The sequence below is a fragment of the Dactylosporangium sp. NPDC000521 genome, assembly GCF_042898305.1.
GTDB lineage: Bacteria > Actinomycetota > Actinomycetes > Mycobacteriales > Micromonosporaceae > Dactylosporangium.
The window spans coordinates 248,495-269,303 of sequence record NZ_JBIAYW010000002.1 but is presented as its reverse complement, the minus strand read 5'-3'; the positions used below and the strand labels follow the sequence as shown (position 1 = coordinate 269,303).

Genomic DNA, 20,809 nt, shown 5'->3' with positions numbered 1-20,809 from the left:
CGCCCTGGTGGCTGCGGGGCGGACCAGGGCCGTCGACCTACCCCCGCAGCGGCGAAGACGCCTGGGCCGAAGGGCGGGTGACGTCTGAGCCGGCACAAAGGCCGGCACGGGGGTTAGCCGCAGCATGAAGACGGTGGTCAGGGGGTGTGTGGGGCGCGGCGCGGCGGCGGACAGTGAAGGGCATGACTCATCTGGGCTCCGGCCGGCCACCCGTCGCGGTGCGCGCCGCGACCGGGTTGTGGATCGCCGCCGTCGCGCTCGGCGCGGTGGAAACCGTGATCGTTGTGGGGGCGCAGCAGGCCGGCGAGCATCCGCTGGTGGGGGTGCTGTTCCGGTGCGTCGTGTACGCGGCGGTGGTGCTGACCGCACTGCGGATGCGGGCGGGGCGGCGGTGGGCCCGGATCGCGCTGGCGCTGGTGCTCGGCATCGCCGGGACGCTGTCGCTGGTCGTCGGGCCGGTCTTGTGGCTGGTCGACGGACACTCGCTGAGCGCCGCGGCCGGCGACGCGGACCTGACCTGGTGGGCGATCGCCGCGGCCAGGGCGCTGCACGTCGCCGCGGTCTGGACCGCCGTGCCGCTGATGTTCACCAGGTCGGCGAACCGCTACTTCGCGCAGTGTCGGTGACGGTGCTGGAAGGCCAGGATCAAGGTCGACACGGAGGCACGCGGACGGCTTCCACCAGGCGTTCCGCAAACAGTTCGGCCGGACGCCCAAAGAAGCACGTGAGTGAATGCAAGAACGCGCCCAGCCATACACCGAATGCAGATCGCGGCTAGCTGCAGGACACCGGGCGTTCATCGACTCTGATAAAAGTGTGCGGCATGAAGAGGCTCAGCCGCCGCACGTTCGTCCTCAGTGGACTGGCCACCGCCGGGGCCGTCGCACTGCCGTTGACCAGCGCTCAGGCCGCCGTCCCGTTCCCGTTCAAGCTCGGCGTCGCCTCGGGTGAGCCCGCGTCCGACAGCGTCGTGCTGTGGACCCGGCTCGCGCCGTCGCCGCTGAACGCCGACGGTCAGGGCGGCATGGCCGACGCCGACGTCACCGTGGACTGGCAGGTGTCGACGACCGACACGTTCAGCTCGCTCGTCGCGTCCGGGTCGGTCACCGCCCGCTACGCGGACGCGCACTCCGTGCACGTCGTGGCGGGCGGGCTCGCGCCCGACGCCGAGTACTACTACCGCTTCCGCGCGCAGGGCCACCTGTCGCCGGTGGGCCGGACCCGCACCGCGCCCGCGCCGGGCACCGTGGGTCGCAACCTGGTGATGGCGTTCGCGTCGTGCTCGCACTTCGAGTCGGGCTACTTCACGGCCTACCGCCGCATGGCCGAGGACCGCCCGGACCTGATCCTGCACCTGGGCGACTACATCTACGAAGGCGGCACGGGCTCCAGCGGCGTCCGCCAGCACGCCGGCGCCGAGATCGTCTCGCTCGCCGACTACCGCCGCCGCTACGCGCAGTACAAGTCGGACCCGGACCTGCAGGCGGCGCACGCGATCGCGCCGTGGCTGGTCGTGCCCGACGACCACGAGGTCGAGAACAACTACGCCAACATGGTGCGCAACGACAGCAGCCCGGTGCTGACGGCGGCGCAGTGGGCCGCCCGGCGCACCGCCGCGTACCGCGCGTACTACGAGAACATGCCGCTGCGGCCGAGCCAGGCGCCGACGGGCAACAGCATCCCCCTGTACCGCCGGGTCCGCTGGGGCACGCTCGCCACGTTCCACATGCTCGACACCCGGCAGTTCCGCGACGACCAGGCCTGCGGCGACGGCTGGAAGGTGTGTGCCGCCGCGGACACCGCGTCGCGGTCACTGACGGGTGCGGCGCAGGAGGCGTGGCTGCTCGACGGCCTCGCCCAGCACTACGGCACCTGGGACATCCTCGGCCAGCAGGTGTTCTTCGCCCGGCAGTACGACGCGAGCGGTGCCGCCAACATGGACGCCTGGGACGGTTACCGCGCGTCCCGGTCCCGCATCCAGCAGGGCTGGATCGACCGATCGGTGCGCAACCCGCTGGTGCTCACCGGTGACGTACACGCGGCGTGGGGCAACGACCTGAAGGCCGACTACGCCAGCAGCTCCTCCGCGACCATCGGCACCGAGCTGGTCTGCACGTCGATCACGTCCGGCGGCAACGGCTCGACGACCACCACGATCCCCAACGCCGGCACGAACCCGCACCTGAAGTTCTACTCCAACCTGCGCGGCTACGTGCGGACCACGATCAGCCCCGCGCAGGTGCGGGCCGATTTCCGCGCGGTCAGCTCGGTCACCGAGCACGGCGCGGCCGCCACCACCCTCAAGTCGTTCGCGATCCTCGACGGCCAGCCCGGCCTTCGGGCCCTGTAGGAGAACCTTCAATGGCAGCCATCACCTCGGTCGCGCTCGCCGCGACCCTCGCCGCCACGTCGATGACGTGGACGACGGCCAACAGCGTCGCCACCGGCGACCAGGACACGCCGGCCATCGCCGCCAACCGCAACGGCCAGGTCGCCGTGGTCTGGGAGGACGACCGGGACAGCACCGCGCCCGAGAACAACTCGCACTCCGACATCTGGCTGCGACTGTTCACCGACGGCGTCGCGAAGTATGAGCTCAAGCTGTCGGCCGGCGGCACGTCCGGCACCAACTGGAAGCACATCAGCCCCGACGTCGGCCTCGACGACAAGGGCAACGCCGTCGTGGTCTGGGCCGAGGACCCCGACGGCAACGGCGCGTTCAACATCGTCTACCGGGTCGTCTCCCCCACCGGCACGGTCACCGCCTCCGGCCGGGCCAACGCGGACGCCGCCGGCGACCAGATCCTGCCGAAGGTGGCCGTCGACCCGGACGGCGCGCCGGGCACCGCGGCGGTCGCGTTCAGCGTCGTGTGGGAGGACGTGCAGGGCAGCACGTACACGGTGAAGGCCGCCGGGTACACGGGCCCGACGACGAAGGCGTACGAGGTCTTCGCGTCGCAGACCACCGGCACGCACCACCGGCCCGATGTCGCGGTCTCGGCGTCCGGCGACGCCCTGGTCGTCTGGGACGAGGACGCCGACGCCAACGGGTTCTTCAACATCGGTCTTGTACGACTGGCGAAGGCCAACGGTGCGGTCAACCTCTCCCGCCGCACCGCCAACAGCCTCGGCGACGGCCAGCAGCGGCAGGCGGCGATCGCGGCGTCCTTCTCGGGCGCCTTCTCCGTCGCGTACGAGTCGGACCACACCGGCACCGCCGGAGTGTGGACCCGCTCGTTCCTCGCCGACGGCACGCCGCGGCACGTGGAGGTCCTGTCGGCGAACGGCGGGGCCGCCCCCTCGATCGGCATCGACGACCAGGCGAACACGGTCGTCGGCTGGACCGTGGGCGGGCTCGACGTGTGGGTCCGCGGGTTCAACCCCGACGGCACCGGCGCGGGGCGCCTCACCTCGCAGGTTCTCAGCCAGACGGCGACGGGCCGGCAGGAGCAGCAGGTCGTCGCGGTGTCGCCGTGGGGCGAGGTCAGCGTCGCGTACACCGACGACAACGACGGCAACACGTTTGACCAGGTCATCCTCGGTACGGGAGGCAGCAACTCCGACTGGTGACGTCTTCGACCTGATGTGCGCGCTATTGTTGAACCGTCAACGAACAGGAGCGCACATGATCACGATCGAGGTCTGGTCCGACATCGTCTGCCCGTGGTGCTACATCGGCAAGCGACGCCTCGAAACCGCCCTGTCGACGTTCGACGGGGCGGTTTCGGTGCAGTGGCGCAGCTTCCAGCTGGACCCGTCGACGCCGGTCGGCGACCCGCGGCCGGTCGGCGAGTCGCTGGGCGCGCGGCTGGGGCTCCCCCGTGCCCAGATCGACGGCATGTTCGCGCACGTCACGCAGCTCGCGGCGGCCGAGGGCCTGGCGTACGACTTCGACCGGGCCCGCACCGCCAACACCTTCGACGCGCACCGGCTGCTGCACTTCGCCAAGGCCCATGGCCTGCAGGCGGAGCTGAAGGAACGGCTCATGCACGCGTACTTCACCGAGGGCGCCGACATCGGCGACCAGACGGTGCTCGCCGGGCTCGCCGCTACTGTCGGGCTGGATGAGGCGGCGGCCAAGCAGGCCCTCGCCGACGGCTCGTACGAGGCCGACGTCCGTCAGGACTTCGCGCAGGCCCGCGCGTACGGCATCAGCGGTGTGCCGTTCTTCGTCTTCGACCAGCGGATCGGCGTGTCCGGCGCGCAGCCCGTCGAGGTGTTCGAGAAGGCGCTGCGTTCCTGATCGCTTCACGTGCACTTGCGGGTGCGGATGGTAGAGCCCCCGAGCGCACAGTCAAGTGGCAGGTTTGTGATGCACGTGCACCGCGGACGTGAATGACTGCGCTCAGGCCCACACAAACCGCGTCACCGGTTCTACGCTGCATACATGAGCGCTGACGTGCTGCACGCCTACCGGATGCAGGTGGCCCGCGGAGTTCGCCGGTTGTCCACCGACGATACCGAGCAGGTGGCGACGCTGCTGGAGCAGCTGGGCTATCCCCAGGAGGGGACCGACACCGCCGGACGCCTGCGCTCCTGGGTCGACCACCCCGACGGGGGCGCGTTCGTCTGGGACGAGCGGGGCCGTCTGCTGGGGGTCATCGCCGCGCACATCATCCCGTCGTTCGAGAAGGACGGGTCGTGGCTGCGGATCGTCGCGCTCGCCGTCGCCGACTCGGCCCGCGGGCGCGGGATCGGCACCAGTCTGGTCGCCGCGGCGGAGACGTTCGGCCTCATGCGCGGCTGCCACAGCGTCGAGGTGACAAGCCTGCGGACCCGCGAGGGCGCGCACGCGTTCTACAAGGCGCTCGGGTACTCGGACCGCTCCGACGCGGCGGGGCGCTTCCTGCGGCAACTCCCCTGATGTCCTTTTCACACCCTTTGTGATTTTGTGCAGGGCGGGCGAGATTCGCTGCCGCGGCCGCGCCGCTGTCCACAGCTTCGTCGCTGTCGCCGCGCGGCCTCGCTGCTTTCCGTCGGCGGGCTGGATTCGCGGCGCGGCTTCGTCGGCCGCTCGCCTCGGGTCAGCGGTTGAGGTTGACGGCCAGGGTCTTGGCCACTTCGACGAGGCCGGTGTCCGCGGCGGCGGGGAGCTCGCCGCCGCCGAGGTTGGCGACGGACAGCACCACGATCAGGTTGCTGACGCGCATCGTGATGATCTGCGGCTGGCCGATGGCGCGGACCCGCTGGCGGACCGCCTGGTCGCCGACGCCGTCGAGAGGCTCGCCGTCGGTGCCGCTGGTCACCTCGAGGTAGCGGGAGGCCAGCTCCGGGCCGCCGACCGTGCCTTTCTTCGGCACGACGGTGAAGCCGACGTTGAGCTGGGTCTTGCCGTCCCCCGCCGTGCAGTTGGCGCCGTCGGTCTCGACCTTCGCAGCCGGTACCACCGCCGCAACCGCTGAGACGTCGAGCACGGCGCAGTCGGGAGCGGCGCTGAAACGCCCCGCTTCGGTGAAGGCACCGAACGTGTATGCCACGCCGAGCCCCGTCGCAGCGAACGCCGCCACCACCGCGAGGACGATCAGCGAGATTCGCCAGAAGCGCTGCATCGCGTCATTCTATGGGCGCCTGCCCGCCGGCCGGTCGTGCGAGCATCTTGTGCGCAAGTTGAAGTCCGGCTTAAGCCCATGGCCCTTGACCAGCGGGCTCTGATACGACCAATGGCAGTGGAACCGCATGAGACACGATCAACCATGACCGTCCCTCGGCAACAACGCCAGACGGGCAGCCTCGCCGCCCCGGCGGCACGACCCGTCGAGCACAACAGCGCCGGACGGTTCCTCCTGCGCACCCTGTTCTGGGGCGGTCTCGTGCTCGCGCTGCTGCCCTGGTGGCTCGGCACGAAGGCCGGCTCGATCGACACCGGCGCGGAGATCTTCCAGTCGGCCGGCCGGGTCACCGGCCTGATCGCCGGCTACCTGCTGCTGGTCCAGGTGATCCTGATGAGCCGGCTGGCCGTCCTGGAGCGCTGGATCGGCGCCCGCCACCTGGGTCTGTGGCACCGCGAGCTCGGCGGCTCCGTCCTGATCATGATCCTGGCCCACGCGGCGCTGATCACCGTCGGCTACGCGTACGCCGACCGGGTCGGCTTCGTCAGCGAGCTCGGCACGATCCTGACCGAGTACGAGGACATGGTCACCGCCTTCCTCGCGGCCGGCATGCTGGTGTGCATCGGCCTGCTGAGCATCCGCGGGCTGCGGCGGGCCCTGCCCTACGAGCTGTGGTACTTCCTGCATCTGACCGCGTACCTGGCGTTGCTGCTCGGCTTCGCCCACCAGTTCTCCAACGGGCAGGAGCTCTTCAGGCCGGGCCTCGGCCGGACACTGTGGATCGTCTTCTACGTCGTCATGGCCGCCGCGGTCGTCTGGGGGCGCGTCGTGGCGCCGCTGGCGTTCAACCTCCGGCACCGGCTGCAGGTGGCCGACGTGGTCGCCGAAGGCCCCGACATGGTGTCGATCTACATCACCGGCAACCGCCTGCACGACATGGACGCGCAGGCCGGCCAGTTCTTCCGGTGGCGCTTCCTGTCGCGCGGACTGTGGTGGCAGGCGCACCCCTTCTCCCTGTCCGCCGCGCCGAACGGCCGCTGGCTGCGCCTCACCGTCAAGACCGTCGGCAGCCACACGATGGCGCTGCGCGACCTGCGCCCCGGCGTGCGGATCTTCGTCGAGGGCCCGTGGGGCGACTTCACCGCGAGCCGCCGGGTCAGGTCACGGACCGTGCTCATCGCGGCGGGCAGCGGCATCGGCCCCATCCGCGCGCTGCTGGAGGAGCTGCCGCCCGGCGCCGTGGTGATCTACCGGGCGTCCGCCGTGCACGACCTGCACCTGCGTGACGAGCTGGAGCACCTGGCCGACCTGCGGCACGCCACGCTGTGGTTCGTGGTCGGCGACCGGCGCGACCCCGGCCCGCGGCGCCTGTTCACCCCCGCCGGGATGCGGGAGCTGGTGCCTGACATCGCCGAACGCGACATCTACCTGTGCGGCCCGGACGGGCTGGTCACGCAGTCGCTGCAGGTGCTGCGGCGGCTGCGGGTCCCGCGCCGGCAGATCCACCTCGACCCTTTCGAGTTCTAGTGTCCGCCGTTTCTAGCGTTCTTCGTTTTCTAGCGTTCCTCGTTTTCTAGCGTTCTTCGTTGAGAGTTGGTCTTCCGTGAGACGCGCGATGATCGCCCTGATGGGCACCGCGGCGGGCACCGTCCTGCTGGTGAGTGCCAAGGCCGGTTTCAGCAGCCCCACCGACCGCCCCCTGAACCCACAGGCCGCCGGCGCGACCGGCCCCGTGCCGTCGGCGTCCGGGGGGCCGGCCCCGGCGGCCACGATGCCGCCCGGCAACGGCGCCGCGCCCACCACGACGACGGCCACGACCACGACCGCAGCGCCCCCTGCCGGTGGCGGCGGCACGAAGACGACCAGCGCGCCGAAGCCGACGACGGCGGCGCCGAAGCCACCACGTACCACGATGAAAGACGGCACCTTCGGCGGCAACAGCGTCTACGTCGAATACGGCTCGGTCGAGCTCTCCATCGTCGTCTCCGGCGGCAAGATCACCGACATCAAGGTCCTGGACTCGCCGAGCGAGCACTCGCGCTCCGTACAGATCAACAACAACGCCCTGCCGAAGCTCAAGGCCCAAGCCCTCTCGAAGCAGAGCGCGGACATCGACACCGTCTCCGGCGCCACCTACACCAGCTCGGGCTACAAGCTGTCGCTGCAGTCGGCGATCGACCGCGCGTTCCAGGCCTGACCCGTGCTCGTGCGGGTCGAGCACGTCATGGGGATGGCGGTCAGCCTCGACCTGGCCGACCCGCTGCCGGTGCCCGAGCTGGAGCGCCTGGCCGACGAGGTCTTCGCCTGGCTGCGCCTGGTCGACACCACCTTCAGCACCTACAAGGCCGACAGTGAGATCAGCCGCCTCGGCCGCGGCGAGCTGCGCCGCTCCGATTGTTCGCCACTGGTCGGCGAGGTCCTCGACCGCTGCGCCCAGCTCTGGGACGAGACCCGGGGCTACTTCGACATCATGGCCGGCGGCCGCCTCGACCCCTCCGGCTACGTCAAGGGCTGGGCGGTACAGCGCGCCTGCGACCGCCTCCTACTGCTCGGCTCCTCCCACCACTGCCTGAACGCCGGCGGCGACGTCTTCGTCCGCGGCGCCGCCCCTGGCCGCTCGGCGTGGCGGGTCGGCATCCGGCACCCCTGGGACGCGTTGTCCCTCGCGTGGGTTCTGGAGGTCACCGACATGGCGGTGGCGACCTCTGGCACGTACGAGCGCGGCCTGCACGTCGTCGACCCCTTCACCGGCGAGCCGGCCGCCGCCCTGCGCTCGGTCACCGTGGTCGGCCCCGAGCTCGGCACGGCGGACGCTTACGCCACGGCAGCCCTGGCCATGGGCGAGGCGGGCATCGACTGGCTGGCCCAACTCCCCGGCCACGAATGCGCCGTCGTCACCGAAGACGGCCGCGCGATGCGCTCCGACGGCCTGCCGGTGTCCCTCACCACCTGACCGCACCCCCGGCGGCACGAATTACAGGACGGTCCTCGGGCTGCTTTGAGCACCGCTCCCACCCGACCCGGCGACGATGCCGACTTCCCACCCACGATCGGCTTCGCGCCCGAGGCCCGCGTACAAGACCTGCTTCCGCCGACTCCGGCCCTCGACAGGCTTCACGGCCACCTCCAGCCCGCGACCTGCTCAGCCCCCGACTCCGACCCCGTCTACGAGAACCTTCCGCACCCGACTCCAGCGCAACGCCAGCGCGACTCCGCCCACGACGGTCCTCACGCCCATCTCCGACCCGTCTACAAAACCCGCCCGGACCCGACTCCAGCGCGACTCCGCCCACGACGGTCCTCACGCCCATCTCCGACCCGTGACCCGCCTCGACCCGCCTACGAGACCAGCCTCCGCCCGGCTCCGGCCCGCGACCTGCTTCGCGCCCAGCTCCGGCTCCGCCTACGAGGCCCAGCCGCACATGCAAGGCGCGCAGCGCCTCCAGGGCCGCGACCGCCCGCTTCCGCCCGACTCCAGCGCGGTTTCGCCCGCGACTGGCTCCAGCACGACTCCGGCCGCGACCGGCCTGCCCCCTGACTCCAGCCGCGCGACCCGGACCTGGCTCTCCTACGAGACCCGCTTCCGCGTGACTCCGACCCGTGGCCAGCCCCGCGGCCCTACCCCAGCCCGTGTCCCGCCCCGCGCCCTACCCCAGCCATGGCCCGCCCCGCGGCCTACTCCAGCCCGCGTGGCCAGCCCCGCACCCTACTCCAGCCCCTGGCAGGCCTCACGGCCGTCTCCAGCGCGCCTTCTGTCGCGACCTGCTTGCCACCCGCCTTGAGCCCGCGAGCTGCTTCGCACCCAGCCACAGCCCGGCTCCAGCCCACGGCCCGCTACGCACCTAGCTCCGACCCGCCGACGAGACCCGCCCCAGGCTCAGCTCCGGCCCGAGACCCGCCTCACACCAGCCCGCCTACGAGACCGGCTTCGGCACGGCGAGGCCCAGGTACTCAAGTAGGTGCTCATGGGTCGGCGCGGACATGTCGGGCGTGAAGTGCAGGTAACGCAGCCGCTTGCCCGTCCCCTGCAGCAGCCCGTGCGGATCGGGCAGGTCGGCGCCGTGCTCGAAGCCGACCGACACCGAGTCGGCGCCGGGGAAGATGGCCGCGACATAGCCCCGCTCAGGATGGTGGAACCCTAAGCCGTGCCAGCCCTGATAGACACGCTCGGTCAGCTCGGGCCGGGCTTCCACGATGACGTCCCGCAGGTGCCGGGCGAGTGCGGCGATGTCTGCGCGGTGGTCGGCGAGAAGTTGGTCGAGGCCGGGAGGCTCGATGGCTATCATGCCGACACCTCACCACATGGGTACGACAATTTCCCGCGGCTTTCCTACCAGTCGAACGTGGGCCCCTGGACCGCCCCGCCGGGCAGGATCGCACGGTTTGTGTAGACCCACTTCTCCACCACGTAGTACCGGTGGCCGCGCGGTGGGGTGACGTCGAACGGGCCGCAGTCGTGGTTGGGCGCGAAGTCGGTGAACATCAGCTCACGGCACACACGCGGGCCGTCGACGACATTCTTGGTCTCAGCGTCGACGAGCGACAGCGAGATGTCCGCCTGGATCGCCGGGAGCGCCGAGACGTGCCCGACCATGCGGACCGCGGCGGAGCTGGTCTGATGGCACGGCTTCGCGAGGACCGGATGGCCGATGTCCCACGTGTACTCCTCGGCGCACTGCCACGCACCCCACACGATCGCCTCGACAGGCCCGGCCGAGCGACTGGGTACACCTCCTCTGATTTTCTCTCCGCCAGATGTACGACTTACGCCCACCGACGGCGTAACACCTAACTGCGGCTTCGCGGCCCGACCGTCGGCGCTCGGCGGCAGCGCGTCTGGACGCTGGACCGCTGTCTGTGCGCTGGGCCGGTGCACGACCCGCCAGGCGGGGACCGCGGCGACCGCGAGCACCGCGAGCACGACGGCCAGAATTGTCATACGTGAGCGCGATGATGTCGGCGGTCGGGGCTTCGGCACCGGCGGTTCGAAGGAGGGCAGCAGCTCATGGATCACAGGCTGGGGCGGCAGAGCGGGGTCGTCGGCGGTGCGCTTCGCCACCACGCGCAGCGTGTGCGCGAGTTCCTTCGCCGTCGGGCGGCGGCTTGGACGCTTGTCCATGCATGCCTCCACGACCCGCCAGACGGCCTCCGGCATCCCCTCGACACGCTGCGGCGACTCGTCCACGTGCCGCCGCAGGATCGCCCAGGCGGGGCCCCCGGCGTAGGGCGGCCGTCCTGCGACGAGCTCGAAAAGCACCACGCCGAGGGCGTAGACGTCCACCGACGGCGCGGGCCGGCCGCCGTAGACGGTCTCCGGCGCGATGTAGTTGGCGGTGCCGACGAGCGCGCCCGGCGTCGTCATGCTCGGCGTGTCGAGCACCCGCGCGATGCCGAAGTCGGTGAGGCGGGTGTGCGGCTGGCCACCGTCACGGTCGAGCAGGATGTTGTCGGGCTTCAGGTCGCGATGGACGATGCCGCGCCGGTGCGCCGCCGAGAGAGCGTCGGCGACCTGGGCGAGCAGTGTCGCGGCCTCGGCCGGTGGCAGCGTGCCGCGCTCGTGCAGGTGGTCGTGGAGACTGCCGCCGTCCACGAGGTCCATGACGAGGCCGAGCGACGTGCCGACGGTGACCAGGTCACGGACCCGCACGATGTGCGGGTGGCGGAGCATGAGGAGGATCGCGCGTTCCTGGATGAAGCGGTTGACCGCCTTCGGCTCCGCCATGAGGTCTTCGCGCAGCAGCTTGACGGCGACCTCTTCGTCACCCTGCAGCGCGCGGGCACGCCACACGGTCCCGGTGCCACCGCCGCCGATCGGCTCGATCAGCTGGTAGGCGTCACCGATGCGGTAACCGGTGAGGTCCTCGCTGAGCGATCGGAGACCGTCGTCGGTGTCGTCGCGCGCTTCGGGGGGAGTACGCATCGGGGTATTCGTACAGAATGCAAGATGAAGGTCACAACCGTTACCAGGCAATACTCCCCTTGCGGGGGACTCCTTGGGCGACGCAGACCTTCACAGGTGCCGATACATGATATGGAAGTCGACCAACCCGTACTTGGTGCTGCGGAAGCCGTCCGGAATCGTGCCGACGATGATGAAGCCGAGCGAGCGCCAGAGCCGCACGGCGACGGTGTTGGTGGACACGACCGCGTTGAACTGCATCGCCGTGAAGCCGAGCTCGCGGGCCCGGTCGAGGCAGTGCTCGCCGAGGGTGCGGCCCAGACCGCGTCCCCGGGCTCGGGTCGACACCATGAAGCTGGCGTTCGCCACGTGGTCGCCGAGGCGACCCTTGTTGGGGCCAACCTTGTAGGTGCCGAGCACGTCGCCGTCCTCGACCGCCACCCAGACCTCGAACGGGGGCGGCAGCAGCCAGTGCGATCTGGCGTCCTGCTCGGTGGATTCGGGATCGTTGTCATAGCTCTCGCCGGCGGACACGACCTCGTGCCACACGTCCCAGAGGCCCGAGTGCTGGCCGTGCCAGTCGTCGTCGACAAAGCGCCTGATCTCCACGCTGTTCATTCAACACGTCAGGTGGCAGGCTCTGCATTCGTGTTCGATGTGTTGAGCGACGCATTCAGCCGGTTGCCCGCGCCCCCGCGCGAGGTCGTCATCGCCACCGCCGTCGCGGCGCTGCTGGCGGTCCTGCTGCGGCCTGTCTGGCGGGTGATGCGCAACTTCATCACCATCGCGCACGAGGGCGGCCACGCTCTGGCGGCGGTGCTCAGCGGACGGCGGCTCTCCGGCATCCGGCTGCACTCCGACACGTCGGGCCTGACGCTGTCGAGAGGCCGGCCCAACGGGCTCGGCATGGTGGTCACCGGACTCGCCGGCTACATCACGCCGTCGCTGCTGGGCCTCGGCGCGGCCGCGATTCTCGGCGCGGGCCGGATCACGGTGCTGCTCTGGCTCCTACTACTGCTCCTCGGCGCCATGCTCATCATGATCCGCAACGTCTACGGCATGGTCTCCGTCGTGATCGCAGGTGCCATCATCTTCGCGGTCTCCTGGTTCGGCTCGCCGGAGGTGCAGGGCGCGTTCGCGTACGCCTTCTCCTGGTTCATGCTGCTCGGCGGCGTGCGGGCCGTGTTCGAGCTGCAGCAGTCACGCTTCCGCCGCCAGGCACCCAACTCCGACGCCGATCAGATCGGCCGGCTGACCCGCGTGCCAGCGATCATCTTCGTCACGTTCTTCGTCATCGTGACGCTGGCGTCGCTCGCGTTCGGCACCCGGCTCATGCTCGGCCCCGTGTCGGACCTCATCTCGGGCTGACATCCCCACCGCCCCGCCCACCGACCTGCTCAAGACCGAACCGCTCAGGACCAACCTGCTCAAGACCGAACCGCTCAGGACCGAACCGCTCAAGACCGACCTGCTCAAGGCGGTTGCGGGCTGCCGTGGTCGCGGTGCCTGTCGTGGTCGCGGAGCTCACGTCAACTACCGCACCCGACGGAGTGCCGTTCGGTGATGATCTCGTGGATCGACTCGTCTTCGTCCAGCAAGCCCGCGACCTCATCGAGGAGCGCCGCATCGGCTGCCCTGTTCGAGATCGACCCGCTCAAGACCGACCGGTTTGAGGCCGACCGATTGAGGCCAAGCGACTGGGGCCGAGTTGGCCAAGGCCAAGCGACTATGGCCGAGCGGCTCGACCCACCGACTCCGAAGACCCCGCCGCGGTGGCAGTCGATTCGCGGCGGGCCCCGCAGCGCCACACGACGGAGAGGCGCCGCCACAGCCGAGCAACCGCCGACGATCGATCGCCACGCCCTACAGCACCGAGGTGCGGCATCGCGCCGGTCGGCGGGCAGCGTCTCGCTCGGCGATCGCGGCGCTCACCGCGGGTCCAGGAGCAGTGAAGTGAGCCGGGCGGGACGGGGTACGGCCCGTCCCGGTGCATCGATCGCTACGAGCCGTCTCAACGCAGCTCGGCGCGGATCGATCGCGACGAGCAATCGCCCCCGGACCAGACCGAACCGGAACAGGCTCAGCAACGGCGCCACGTCCGGATGCCGCCCGCGCCTCCAAGCCGATGCAGACCTCGGAGCGAGCACCGTCGATTGCCGTACCCAGGAAGATGCCACCTCGCAGCGCCGGTCTTCGCGCGGTCGGTTGATTCAAGGACAGAGCCGGCCGCAGGCAGGGCCGGATCCGTCCTGTGATCATGCGTCGACGGGCGGCGCGTCGTCGAAGGGGCGGGTCAGGCCGGGACCGGGGCCAGCACCGCTGCGGCGACCCGGTGGGCTTCCTCGAGGTGGGGCCAGCCGGAGAGGATGAACTCGTCGACGCCTTCGTACTCGGCGAGGCGCTGGCGGATCTCCTCGGGGCTGCCGACCAGAGCGGTGCCGGCGCCCTCGCGGACGAGGCCGATGCCGGCCCACAGGTTGGGGGCGATGACCAGGCCGTCGGTGGTGCCGGCGTTGAGCGCGGTCATCCTGGCCTGGCCGACGGAGTCCATCCTGGCGAACCGGGCCTGCGCCGCCGCGATCCTCGCGGGATCCATGCCGCGCAGCAGCCGGTCGGCCTCGGCCCACGCCTGGTCGGCGTCGTCGCGGACGATGACGTGGATTCGCAGGCCGAAGCGCAGCGTCCGGCCGTACGCCGCGGCCTTGGCCCGCATGCGCTCGACACGCTCGGCGATGGCGGCCGGCGGCTCGCCCCACATGAGGTAGACGTCCGCGTGACGTGCGGCCACGTCCTCGGCAGCGGGCGACGCGCCGCCGAAGTAGATCGGTGGGACGTCGGCGAGTGGCGTACCGAGGCCGCCGCACTCGACGTGGTAGTAGTCGCCGCGGAAGTCGAACCGCTCACCCTTCCACGTGTTGCGGAGCACCTGGAGGTACTCGGCGGTGCGGGCGTAGCGGGCGTCGTGTTCGACGAAGTCACCGTACGCTCGCTGCTCCTGCTGGTCACCGCCCGTGACGACGTTGAGCGCGAGGCGGCCGCCGGAGATCCACTGGAACGCCTCGGCCTGCTGGGCGAGGAGGGTCGGCAGGGTGAAGCCGGCCCGGAACGCGACGAGCATCCGCAGCGTGGTCGTGTGCTGGGCGATCGCAGTACACATGACGAGAGGGTCCAGGCAGCCGGCGCCGACGGGTGTCAGCACCGACGCGAACCCGGCCTCCTCGGCAGCGCGGGCGACCTCCGACAGATACGCGACGGTGGGTGTCCGGACGTGTGCGGCGGCGCCGGCCGAGACGGTCGCCGCGCCGACCTGATCACCGTCGCCGGTCGTCGGCAGGAACCAGTGGTACGTCGTCATGCCGCCACCTTACCTACTTAACCGGTGTGTTTCACAGACAGTCCGCCGAGACTGGGAAATACGGCTCCGATCGATTAGAATGTGTGTACGAAAGTCGCTCTTGAGCTGGGGTTCTTGAGCCGGTTTCGTTGGCTGGGAGGAGAGCGCAAAGTGACCGTGTCCACCGTCACCCCGGGGTCCGTTCCGTATGCGACGCTGTTGAGTTTCACGCGCTATGTCGGCCGCACCGGCCCGCGCAAGGCGAGCTTCGTGGGCGGGCTGCGCCGCCAGCGGGAGTCGGGATCCGGCTTCAATCCACATGGCCAGTTGGTCAAGGCGCTGAAGGCCGACATCCGGTTCCGCACCGGAGGCACCTACCTCAACGCGGTCGTCGAGCAGGTCAATTCGCGGTGGCGGCCACTGTACGAGTCGGTCGTCCCCGGCGCGCTGCGCTACATCGAGTCGATCGGCGACCTGTCGCAGGTGGAGGTCGCTCCGACGCGCGACACCCTCGGCATGCTGGGCAGCCTCCCCGTGAAGATCAACCCGCACTTCGGCCTGCGGTATGCGGACGGTCACGGCGAGGCGGTCCGCCTGCACTTCGACGAGGACCCGCCGCAGGACGAGGCCGCGGTCGCCACCCTGCACCTCATGACCCGCCACATGGACCTCGTCCTGCCCAACGCCACGGCCGTCCTTGTCGACCTGCGCCGCGGCGACGTCCTGCGCCCCGACCCGGCCGTCAAGCCTGCCGAGGTGGAGCGGTGGCTCGCCGGCGAGGCGGCCGCGTTCGCCGCGATGTGGGGCACGACCGCCTGACGCTTCCCTTCGCCAGCGGCAGCGGACCGGAGTGCGTCTCCCCTCAGGCGCACCCTGGTCCGCTGCCGCGCCTTGAGCGCTCACCAGACACGAACTCGCTGTGCCGGCCCGCGCCGCGCCTTCCCCGCACCGCGCAGTGTCCTTACGTCCCTACGCCATGACATCCCGCCCACAGCGTCCCCGCGTCACGACATCCACACGTCGGGGCGTTACGGCGTCCCTGCGTCGTCGCTGGGTCCCAGGGTCACGGCGCCACGACATCCACACGTCGGGGCGTCACGGCGTCACGGCGTCCCTGGGTCACGGCGTCCACACGTCACGGCGTCACGGCGTCCACACGTCGGGGCGTCCACACGTCGGGGCGTCCACACGTCGAGGCGCCCACACATCGGACATCCACACGTCGGACATCCATGCGTCGGACATCCACATGTCGGCATCCATGCGCCATGGCAGTGACGTGAAACCTAAGGGCGCCACGCGATCGTCCGACGGTAGTTGGCTCAACACCTGCTGCGACCCGCGCCGCGCATCACCTCGTCATGGCACTTTCCGCGCCCTGAGGTTCTCGCGTCGCGGTATCCCGTGTCATGGCGCCTCCGCGTCGTGGAATCTCCCGTCATGACATCCCCGCGTCGTGGCGCGGTCGTGACGCTTCGCGTGATGGCACTCTGCGTCATGGCGTGCTGCGTGATCGCGCGACGCCGTGGCATCATCCCCGCATCGTGACGCCGCGTCGTAGCGTTTCCGCGTGCTGGCATCCACGCGTGATGACGTACTGCGTGACGGCACCCACCCAGCGGCATCCCCGAGTCGTGGTGCCGTCGTGGTGTTCCCGCGTCTTGGCGCTGTGGCGCTGTGGCGGCTCCGCGTGATGGCGTCCCGCGTGATGGATCGCTGCGTGATGGCACAACACGTTGTGGCGTTCCCGCCTCGTGGCATCCAGGTCGTGGCGCTTCCGCGTCATGGGATCCCGTCTCAGGGCGGCTCCGCGTCATGGCATTCCTGCGTCGTGGCGCCACGTCGTGGCTGCTCTCGTGAAGGCGCCCGCGTGAAAGGCACCTACGTGAAGGCGCCCGCGTGAAAGGCACCCGCGTAGGCGCCCGCGTGAAGGCACCTACGTGAAGGCACCCGCGTGACGTGTCCTGCGTGGTGGCACACGTTGGGGCGTCCTCGCGTTGTGACGTTCCCGCGTCGGGGCGTTTCCGCACCGTGGCGTCTCCGGCGGTGTGGGATCTCGTGACGCCTGAGAGTGCCGTGTGGTTTCCCGGTGGTGACCGGGTCAGTTCCTGTTGTAAATCCGCACGCGGTTCGATCCGCAGGGCGTTCGTGGTGGTCAGTGGGTCAGGTCCGGGACGGCGGTGCGGGTGCAGAGTGGGGCGATCTCGTCGGGTGGGAGGGGGCGGGCGAAGTGGAAGCCCTGGGCCAGGTGGTAGCCGAGCTCCAGCAGGCGGGCGGCCTGGGCGGCGGTCTCGACGCCCTCGGCGACGGCTTCCAGGCGGAGAGCCTGGGCGATCTCGCTGATGGAGGTGGCGATGGCCTCCTGCTCGACGGTGCCGGTGACGCCGTCGACGAAGGACTTGTCGACCTTGAGGACGTCGACGGGGCAGGTGCGCAGCAGGCCCAGGGAGGAGTGGCCGGTGCCGAAGTCGTCGAGGGCGATCTTCACGCCGAGGGCGTGCAGGGCGCGGACGGTGTCCAGGGCGCGGCCGCCGCCGAAGACCGCCGTCTCCGTGATCTCGATGGTGAGGCGGGCGGGGTCCAGGCCGGTGTCGGCGAGGGTGGAGGCGACGGTGGCGACGAAGGAGGGCTCGAGCAGCTGGCGGGCGGAGGCGTTGACGCTGATCTTCCACGGAGCCAGAGGACCCAGGTCAAGAGCCCACTGGGCGCCCTGGGCGCACGCCGAGCGCAGGATCCAGGCGCCGATGGGGACGATGAGACCGGTGCGTTCGGCGACGGGGATGAACGTGACGGGTGAGACGAGGCCGCGGGTGGGGTGGCGCCAGCGGACGAGGGCCTCGACGCCGCGGACCTCGCCGTCGGGGAGGCCGACGATGGGCTGGTAGAGGACGAAGAGCTCGTCGCGGTCGAGGGCCTGGCTCAGCTCCGCGGCGACCTGGGCGTGTTCGACGGCGTGGGCGTCGAGCTCGGGGCCGTACTCGACCCAGCGGCTCTTGCCGAGCTCCTTCGCGGCGTACATGGCCATGTCGGCGCGGCGCAGGAGGTCGGAGGCGTCGCAGTCGGCGGTGTGGCGGGCGACGCCGATGCTGGCCTGGATGAGCAGCTCGTAGCCGGCGGCGCGGACGGGGACGGCGAGCGCGTCGATGAAGGTCTCCGCGATGCGGGCGCTCTCCGCGGCGGTGGCGTCGGGCAGCAGGACCGCGAACTCGTCGCCGCCGAGGCGGGCGACCGTGTCGCCGGGGCGGACGCTGGCCCGGAGGCGCTCGCTGACCTCGACGAGGAGGGCGTCGCCGACGGCGTGGCCGAGGCGGTCGTTGATGGCCTTGAAGTCGTCGAGGTCGACGAGGGCCAGAGCGAGCCCGCAGGAGGAGGACTGGGCCTCGCGGACGGCCTGGACGGTGCCGGCGTTGAAGAGGGCTCGGTTGGCGAGGCCGGTGAGGGCGTCGTGGGACGCCTGGTACGCGAGCTGGTCCTGATACCGGCGGCTCTCGGTGATGTCGCGGGCGTTGCTGACGATGCCGCGGACGCTGGGGTCGTGCAGGAGGTTGGTGGTGACGACCTCGAACCAGCGCCAGGTGCCGTCGGCGTGCCGCAGGCGCATCTGCGCGGTGCGGGGGGTGCCGGGCAGGGCGGGCTGCCGGCGCAGGGCCGCGAGGTCGTCGGGGTGGACCCGGTCACTGACGGTGCTGCCGAGGAAGCGGTCGGCGGGCTCGCCGAAGAACCGCGTGAGGCTCGGGCTGGCGTAGGTGACGCGGCCGCCGGCGTCGGTGATGGCGAAGATGTCGCTGGAGTTCTGCACGAGGGAGCGGAACCGGCGCTCGTGCCGCCGCAGCTCCAGCATGCTGGCGTCGACGCGGGCCAGCAGGTTGCTGTTCTCGTAGAAGGCGACCAGCTGGCGGGCGACGACGAGCAGCGTGAGCAGGACGGACCCGCCGACGAGGATCCGGGTCTGGGTCCGGTCGGGCCCGATGCCGGCCAGGACGAAGCCGTCGGCGGCGATGACCGCCAGGTACGGCAGCAGGCTGAACGGCCGGGACGGCTTGCTCGGGGTGGCGAGGGACCCCGGGGTCGAGTGCCGCTGGACGAGAGCGGCGAGGACGATGCCGGCGGCACAGATCGGGATCGACAGCTGGCAGTCGTTGAGGTAGGGCCGGGACTCCAGCAGCGGCGTGGCCGCGCCCAGGCCGGCGCCCGCCAGGACGGTGCCGCCGAGGACCCACAGGGCGGCGCGGTCGAGGCCGCCGCTGCCGGCGAGGGCGACCTTCGCGACGGCCAGCAGGCCGGCGAACAGCATGAGCAGGATGCCGAAGATGGTCCAGACGGTGCCGGTGACCCGGGCGACCTCCAGCGACTGCTGCACGGCGAAGAACCACGCGACGAGGGTGGTGGCGCACACCACCACGGCGAGGTCGAGGCTGAAGGTGATCATGCGGCGCCGGACGGGCAGGCGGAGCAGGGCCCAGACGAGGACCAGCACTGCGCCGATGTACAGCGTCATCGAGACACCGCTGGCGCGCTGGCTCGGCGCGTCGGGGCCGGTCAGGCTGTCCACGGCGCTGCTGATGACGCCGGCGAGCAGGATGAGCATGATGACGCCCAGATGGCGCCAGAAGCGTCCGGCCTCGGCGGCGAGGCGGGCGGTGCGGAAGCACACGGCGGCGGCGAGGCCCGCGCTGATCGGCACGGGGATCCAGCCGATCGCCGGGTGCACGAGCGCGTGCGGCCACTGCGCGACGAGCCAGCCGGTGCTGAGCACGGCGAGGATCACGGCGGCGCGCAGCGCGCGATGCGACCGCACCGACCGCACATCGACCGACATCGACAGAGCCACCACCAATACCGAATGCCCGCCCGAACGTGCAGGACATTCGGCCACACAGCGCCAGATCTGAGGGATTCCAGAGAATTGTCCTGATTGTGCGATCCTCAGATACCGCTAAGGACCTTTGATCAAGGAGTAGCCGAGCGGTCACACATCGACGGCTCCCGGTGCTAGGTTGACCGCAGCGTGCTTCCTCATCCTTGCGCTACGTAGCGGCCTCGCCGACGAGAAAGGAACTCGATGACCGAGGGCCGGCACCACAGACGTCGCGACGACGACCATGCGGAGGACGGGATCTACTTCCCGCCGCCGCGTGAGGTGCCTCGCTCACGGACAGCGCCGCAGGTCCGGCAGGTGGACCCCTCCCCCTGGGCACCGACCGCACCGGATCGTCAGGCACCGGAGATCCCGCCGGCCCCTCCACCCGGGACGCCGCCGCCCGCCCGCGAGCCACCACCCAGGCAGCAGGCCGGCGACTCGCACCCGCCGGAGGCACCGGTCTACTACGCCCGCGCGTCCAACTGGACCGTCCGCCCCTCCCCCTGGGCGACGACCGAGGACGACGAGCTCCTGGACGAGGACACGTATGCACCGGCGGAGGTCCAGCCCCCACCTCCGCCGGTGCGACCCCACAGGAAACACCAGGAACAAGAACAAAGAGCCACAAAAGCGACGACGGCACCTGTACCGACGCAGCGCCCGCACGACGAGCAGGTGCCGGGATCCGTGACCACGCAGCTGTCGACCCAACCGCTCCAGCAGCCACTCGAACGGCCGCCCGCACCGAGGGCCGTCCCGGCCGCGCCGCCGCCGGACCGGATGAGCAGCACCACGGCCTGGTGGATCGCGGTCGGCGTGGTGGTCGTCGCGCTCGCGGTCGCCGCCGGGGTCCTGGTCGGCCTGAACCTCGCCCGCCGCGGCTCACCCAGCGGCGCCGCCGGCGCGACCTGCGGCGGGCCCGCGGCGCTGCGGCTGGCCACCGGCCCGGAGTTCGCGCCGGCGGTCGAGCGGGCCGCGACGAACATCGGCGGCTGCGAGCCCGTCCGGGTGGTCTAGCGCCCGGTCGCGGAGCGCTACCAGGCGGTGCCGGACCCCGCCGGTCGGGGCGCGCACCGTCGCGTCCGACGACCCGGGTGATCTCGCCAGCGCGATGGCCGAGATCTTCCTGGCGGCGCACGCCCCCTCATAAGCAGACGTGGGCTGAA

At 70.8% G+C, this 20,809-nt stretch carries 17 protein-coding genes; 11 read left to right on the top strand and 6 right to left on the bottom strand.

All coding sequences use genetic code 11. The features are described 5' to 3' along the window. Positions 1-182: 182 nt before the first annotated feature. The 5 genes from ACFY3L_RS06990 (at position 183) to ACFY3L_RS06970 (ending at position 4,864) form a co-directional block, all read left to right on the top strand. Entirely contained in the window at positions 183-626 is a 444-nt protein-coding gene (locus ACFY3L_RS06990) for a hypothetical protein (RefSeq protein ID WP_389319532.1), read from the top strand. A gap of 197 nt (positions 627-823) precedes the next feature. Further along, complete coding sequence (locus ACFY3L_RS06985) at positions 824-2,350, top strand: alkaline phosphatase D family protein (protein ID WP_389319530.1); 1,527 nt, start codon at positions 824-826, stop codon at positions 2,348-2,350. 11 nt (positions 2,351-2,361) lie between these two features. Then, positions 2,362-3,570, top strand: a complete 1,209-nt coding sequence (locus ACFY3L_RS06980) for a hypothetical protein (protein ID WP_389319528.1) — start codon at positions 2,362-2,364, stop codon at positions 3,568-3,570. Positions 3,571-3,625: 55 nt separating this feature from the next. Beyond that, positions 3,626-4,243, top strand: a complete 618-nt coding sequence (locus ACFY3L_RS06975) for a DsbA family protein (protein WP_389319526.1) — start codon at positions 3,626-3,628, stop codon at positions 4,241-4,243. A gap of 144 nt (positions 4,244-4,387) precedes the next feature. Then, positions 4,388-4,864, top strand: coding sequence for a GNAT family N-acetyltransferase (locus ACFY3L_RS06970; protein WP_344513730.1), 477 nt, complete (start codon positions 4,388-4,390; stop codon positions 4,862-4,864). Positions 4,865-5,024: 160 nt separating this feature from the next. Here ACFY3L_RS06970 and ACFY3L_RS06965 read toward each other — a convergent pair whose 3' ends face one another. Next, a complete protein-coding gene (locus ACFY3L_RS06965; protein WP_389319524.1) occupies positions 5,025-5,549 on the bottom strand; it encodes a hypothetical protein in 525 nt (174 codons plus the stop codon). Between the two features lie 144 nt (positions 5,550-5,693). Here ACFY3L_RS06965 and ACFY3L_RS06960 point away from each other — a divergent pair, with 144 nt between their 5' ends. The 3 genes from ACFY3L_RS06960 (at position 5,694) to ACFY3L_RS06950 (ending at position 8,502) form a co-directional block, all read left to right on the top strand. Then, positions 5,694-7,076 carry a ferric reductase-like transmembrane domain-containing protein gene (locus ACFY3L_RS06960; RefSeq protein WP_389319522.1) on the top strand — a complete coding sequence of 461 codons (1,383 nt, stop codon included), beginning with the start codon at positions 5,694-5,696 and terminating at the stop codon, positions 7,074-7,076. Between the two features lie 100 nt (positions 7,077-7,176). Continuing rightward, positions 7,177-7,746 carry an FMN-binding protein gene (locus ACFY3L_RS06955; protein ID WP_389319520.1) on the top strand — a complete coding sequence of 190 codons (570 nt, stop codon included), beginning with the start codon at positions 7,177-7,179 and terminating at the stop codon, positions 7,744-7,746. A gap of 3 nt (positions 7,747-7,749) precedes the next feature. Further along, positions 7,750-8,502, top strand: coding sequence for an FAD:protein FMN transferase (locus ACFY3L_RS06950; protein ID WP_389319518.1), 753 nt, complete (start codon positions 7,750-7,752; stop codon positions 8,500-8,502). 961 nt (positions 8,503-9,463) lie between these two features. On the opposite strand, the gene ACFY3L_RS06945 is transcribed toward ACFY3L_RS06950, so the two are convergent. The 3 genes from ACFY3L_RS06945 to ACFY3L_RS06935 all read right to left on the bottom strand — a co-directional run bounded on the left by ACFY3L_RS06945 (position 9,464) and on the right by ACFY3L_RS06935 (position 12,066). After that, entirely contained in the window at positions 9,464-9,835 is a 372-nt protein-coding gene (locus ACFY3L_RS06945) for a DUF1801 domain-containing protein (protein ID WP_389319516.1), read from the bottom strand. A gap of 44 nt (positions 9,836-9,879) precedes the next feature. After that, a complete protein-coding gene (locus ACFY3L_RS06940) occupies positions 9,880-11,469 on the bottom strand; it encodes a serine/threonine-protein kinase (protein ID WP_389319514.1) in 1,590 nt (529 codons plus the stop codon). Positions 11,470-11,559: 90 nt separating this feature from the next. Continuing rightward, positions 11,560-12,066, bottom strand: coding sequence for a GNAT family N-acetyltransferase (locus ACFY3L_RS06935; protein WP_389319512.1), 507 nt, complete (start codon positions 12,064-12,066; stop codon positions 11,560-11,562). Between the two features lie 30 nt (positions 12,067-12,096). On the opposite strand from ACFY3L_RS06935, the gene ACFY3L_RS06930 reads away from it, so the two are divergent. After that, the gene (locus tag ACFY3L_RS06930) at positions 12,097-12,816 is read left to right on the top strand and encodes a M50 family metallopeptidase (protein WP_389319510.1); all 720 of its coding nucleotides are present in this window, start codon (positions 12,097-12,099) and stop codon (positions 12,814-12,816) included. 925 nt (positions 12,817-13,741) lie between these two features. On the opposite strand, the gene ACFY3L_RS06925 is transcribed toward ACFY3L_RS06930, so the two are convergent. Continuing rightward, positions 13,742-14,803: an LLM class flavin-dependent oxidoreductase gene (locus ACFY3L_RS06925; protein ID WP_389319508.1), complete on the bottom strand. Its 1,062-nt coding sequence runs from the start codon at positions 14,801-14,803 to the stop codon at positions 13,742-13,744. A 150-nt stretch (positions 14,804-14,953) separates the two neighbouring features. On the opposite strand from ACFY3L_RS06925, the gene ACFY3L_RS06920 reads away from it, so the two are divergent. Further along, entirely contained in the window at positions 14,954-15,601 is a 648-nt protein-coding gene (locus ACFY3L_RS06920; RefSeq protein ID WP_389319506.1) for a hypothetical protein, read from the top strand. A gap of 1,336 nt (positions 15,602-16,937) precedes the next feature. Here the strand turns inward: ACFY3L_RS06920 and ACFY3L_RS06915 are convergent. After that, positions 16,938-19,580: a putative bifunctional diguanylate cyclase/phosphodiesterase gene (locus tag ACFY3L_RS06915; protein ID WP_389319504.1), complete on the bottom strand. Its 2,643-nt coding sequence runs from the start codon at positions 19,578-19,580 to the stop codon at positions 16,938-16,940. A gap of 264 nt (positions 19,581-19,844) precedes the next feature. On the opposite strand from ACFY3L_RS06915, the gene ACFY3L_RS06910 reads away from it, so the two are divergent. Further along, positions 19,845-20,660: a hypothetical protein gene (locus tag ACFY3L_RS06910; RefSeq protein ID WP_389319502.1), complete on the top strand. Its 816-nt coding sequence runs from the start codon at positions 19,845-19,847 to the stop codon at positions 20,658-20,660. Positions 20,661-20,809 lie beyond the last annotated feature (149 nt).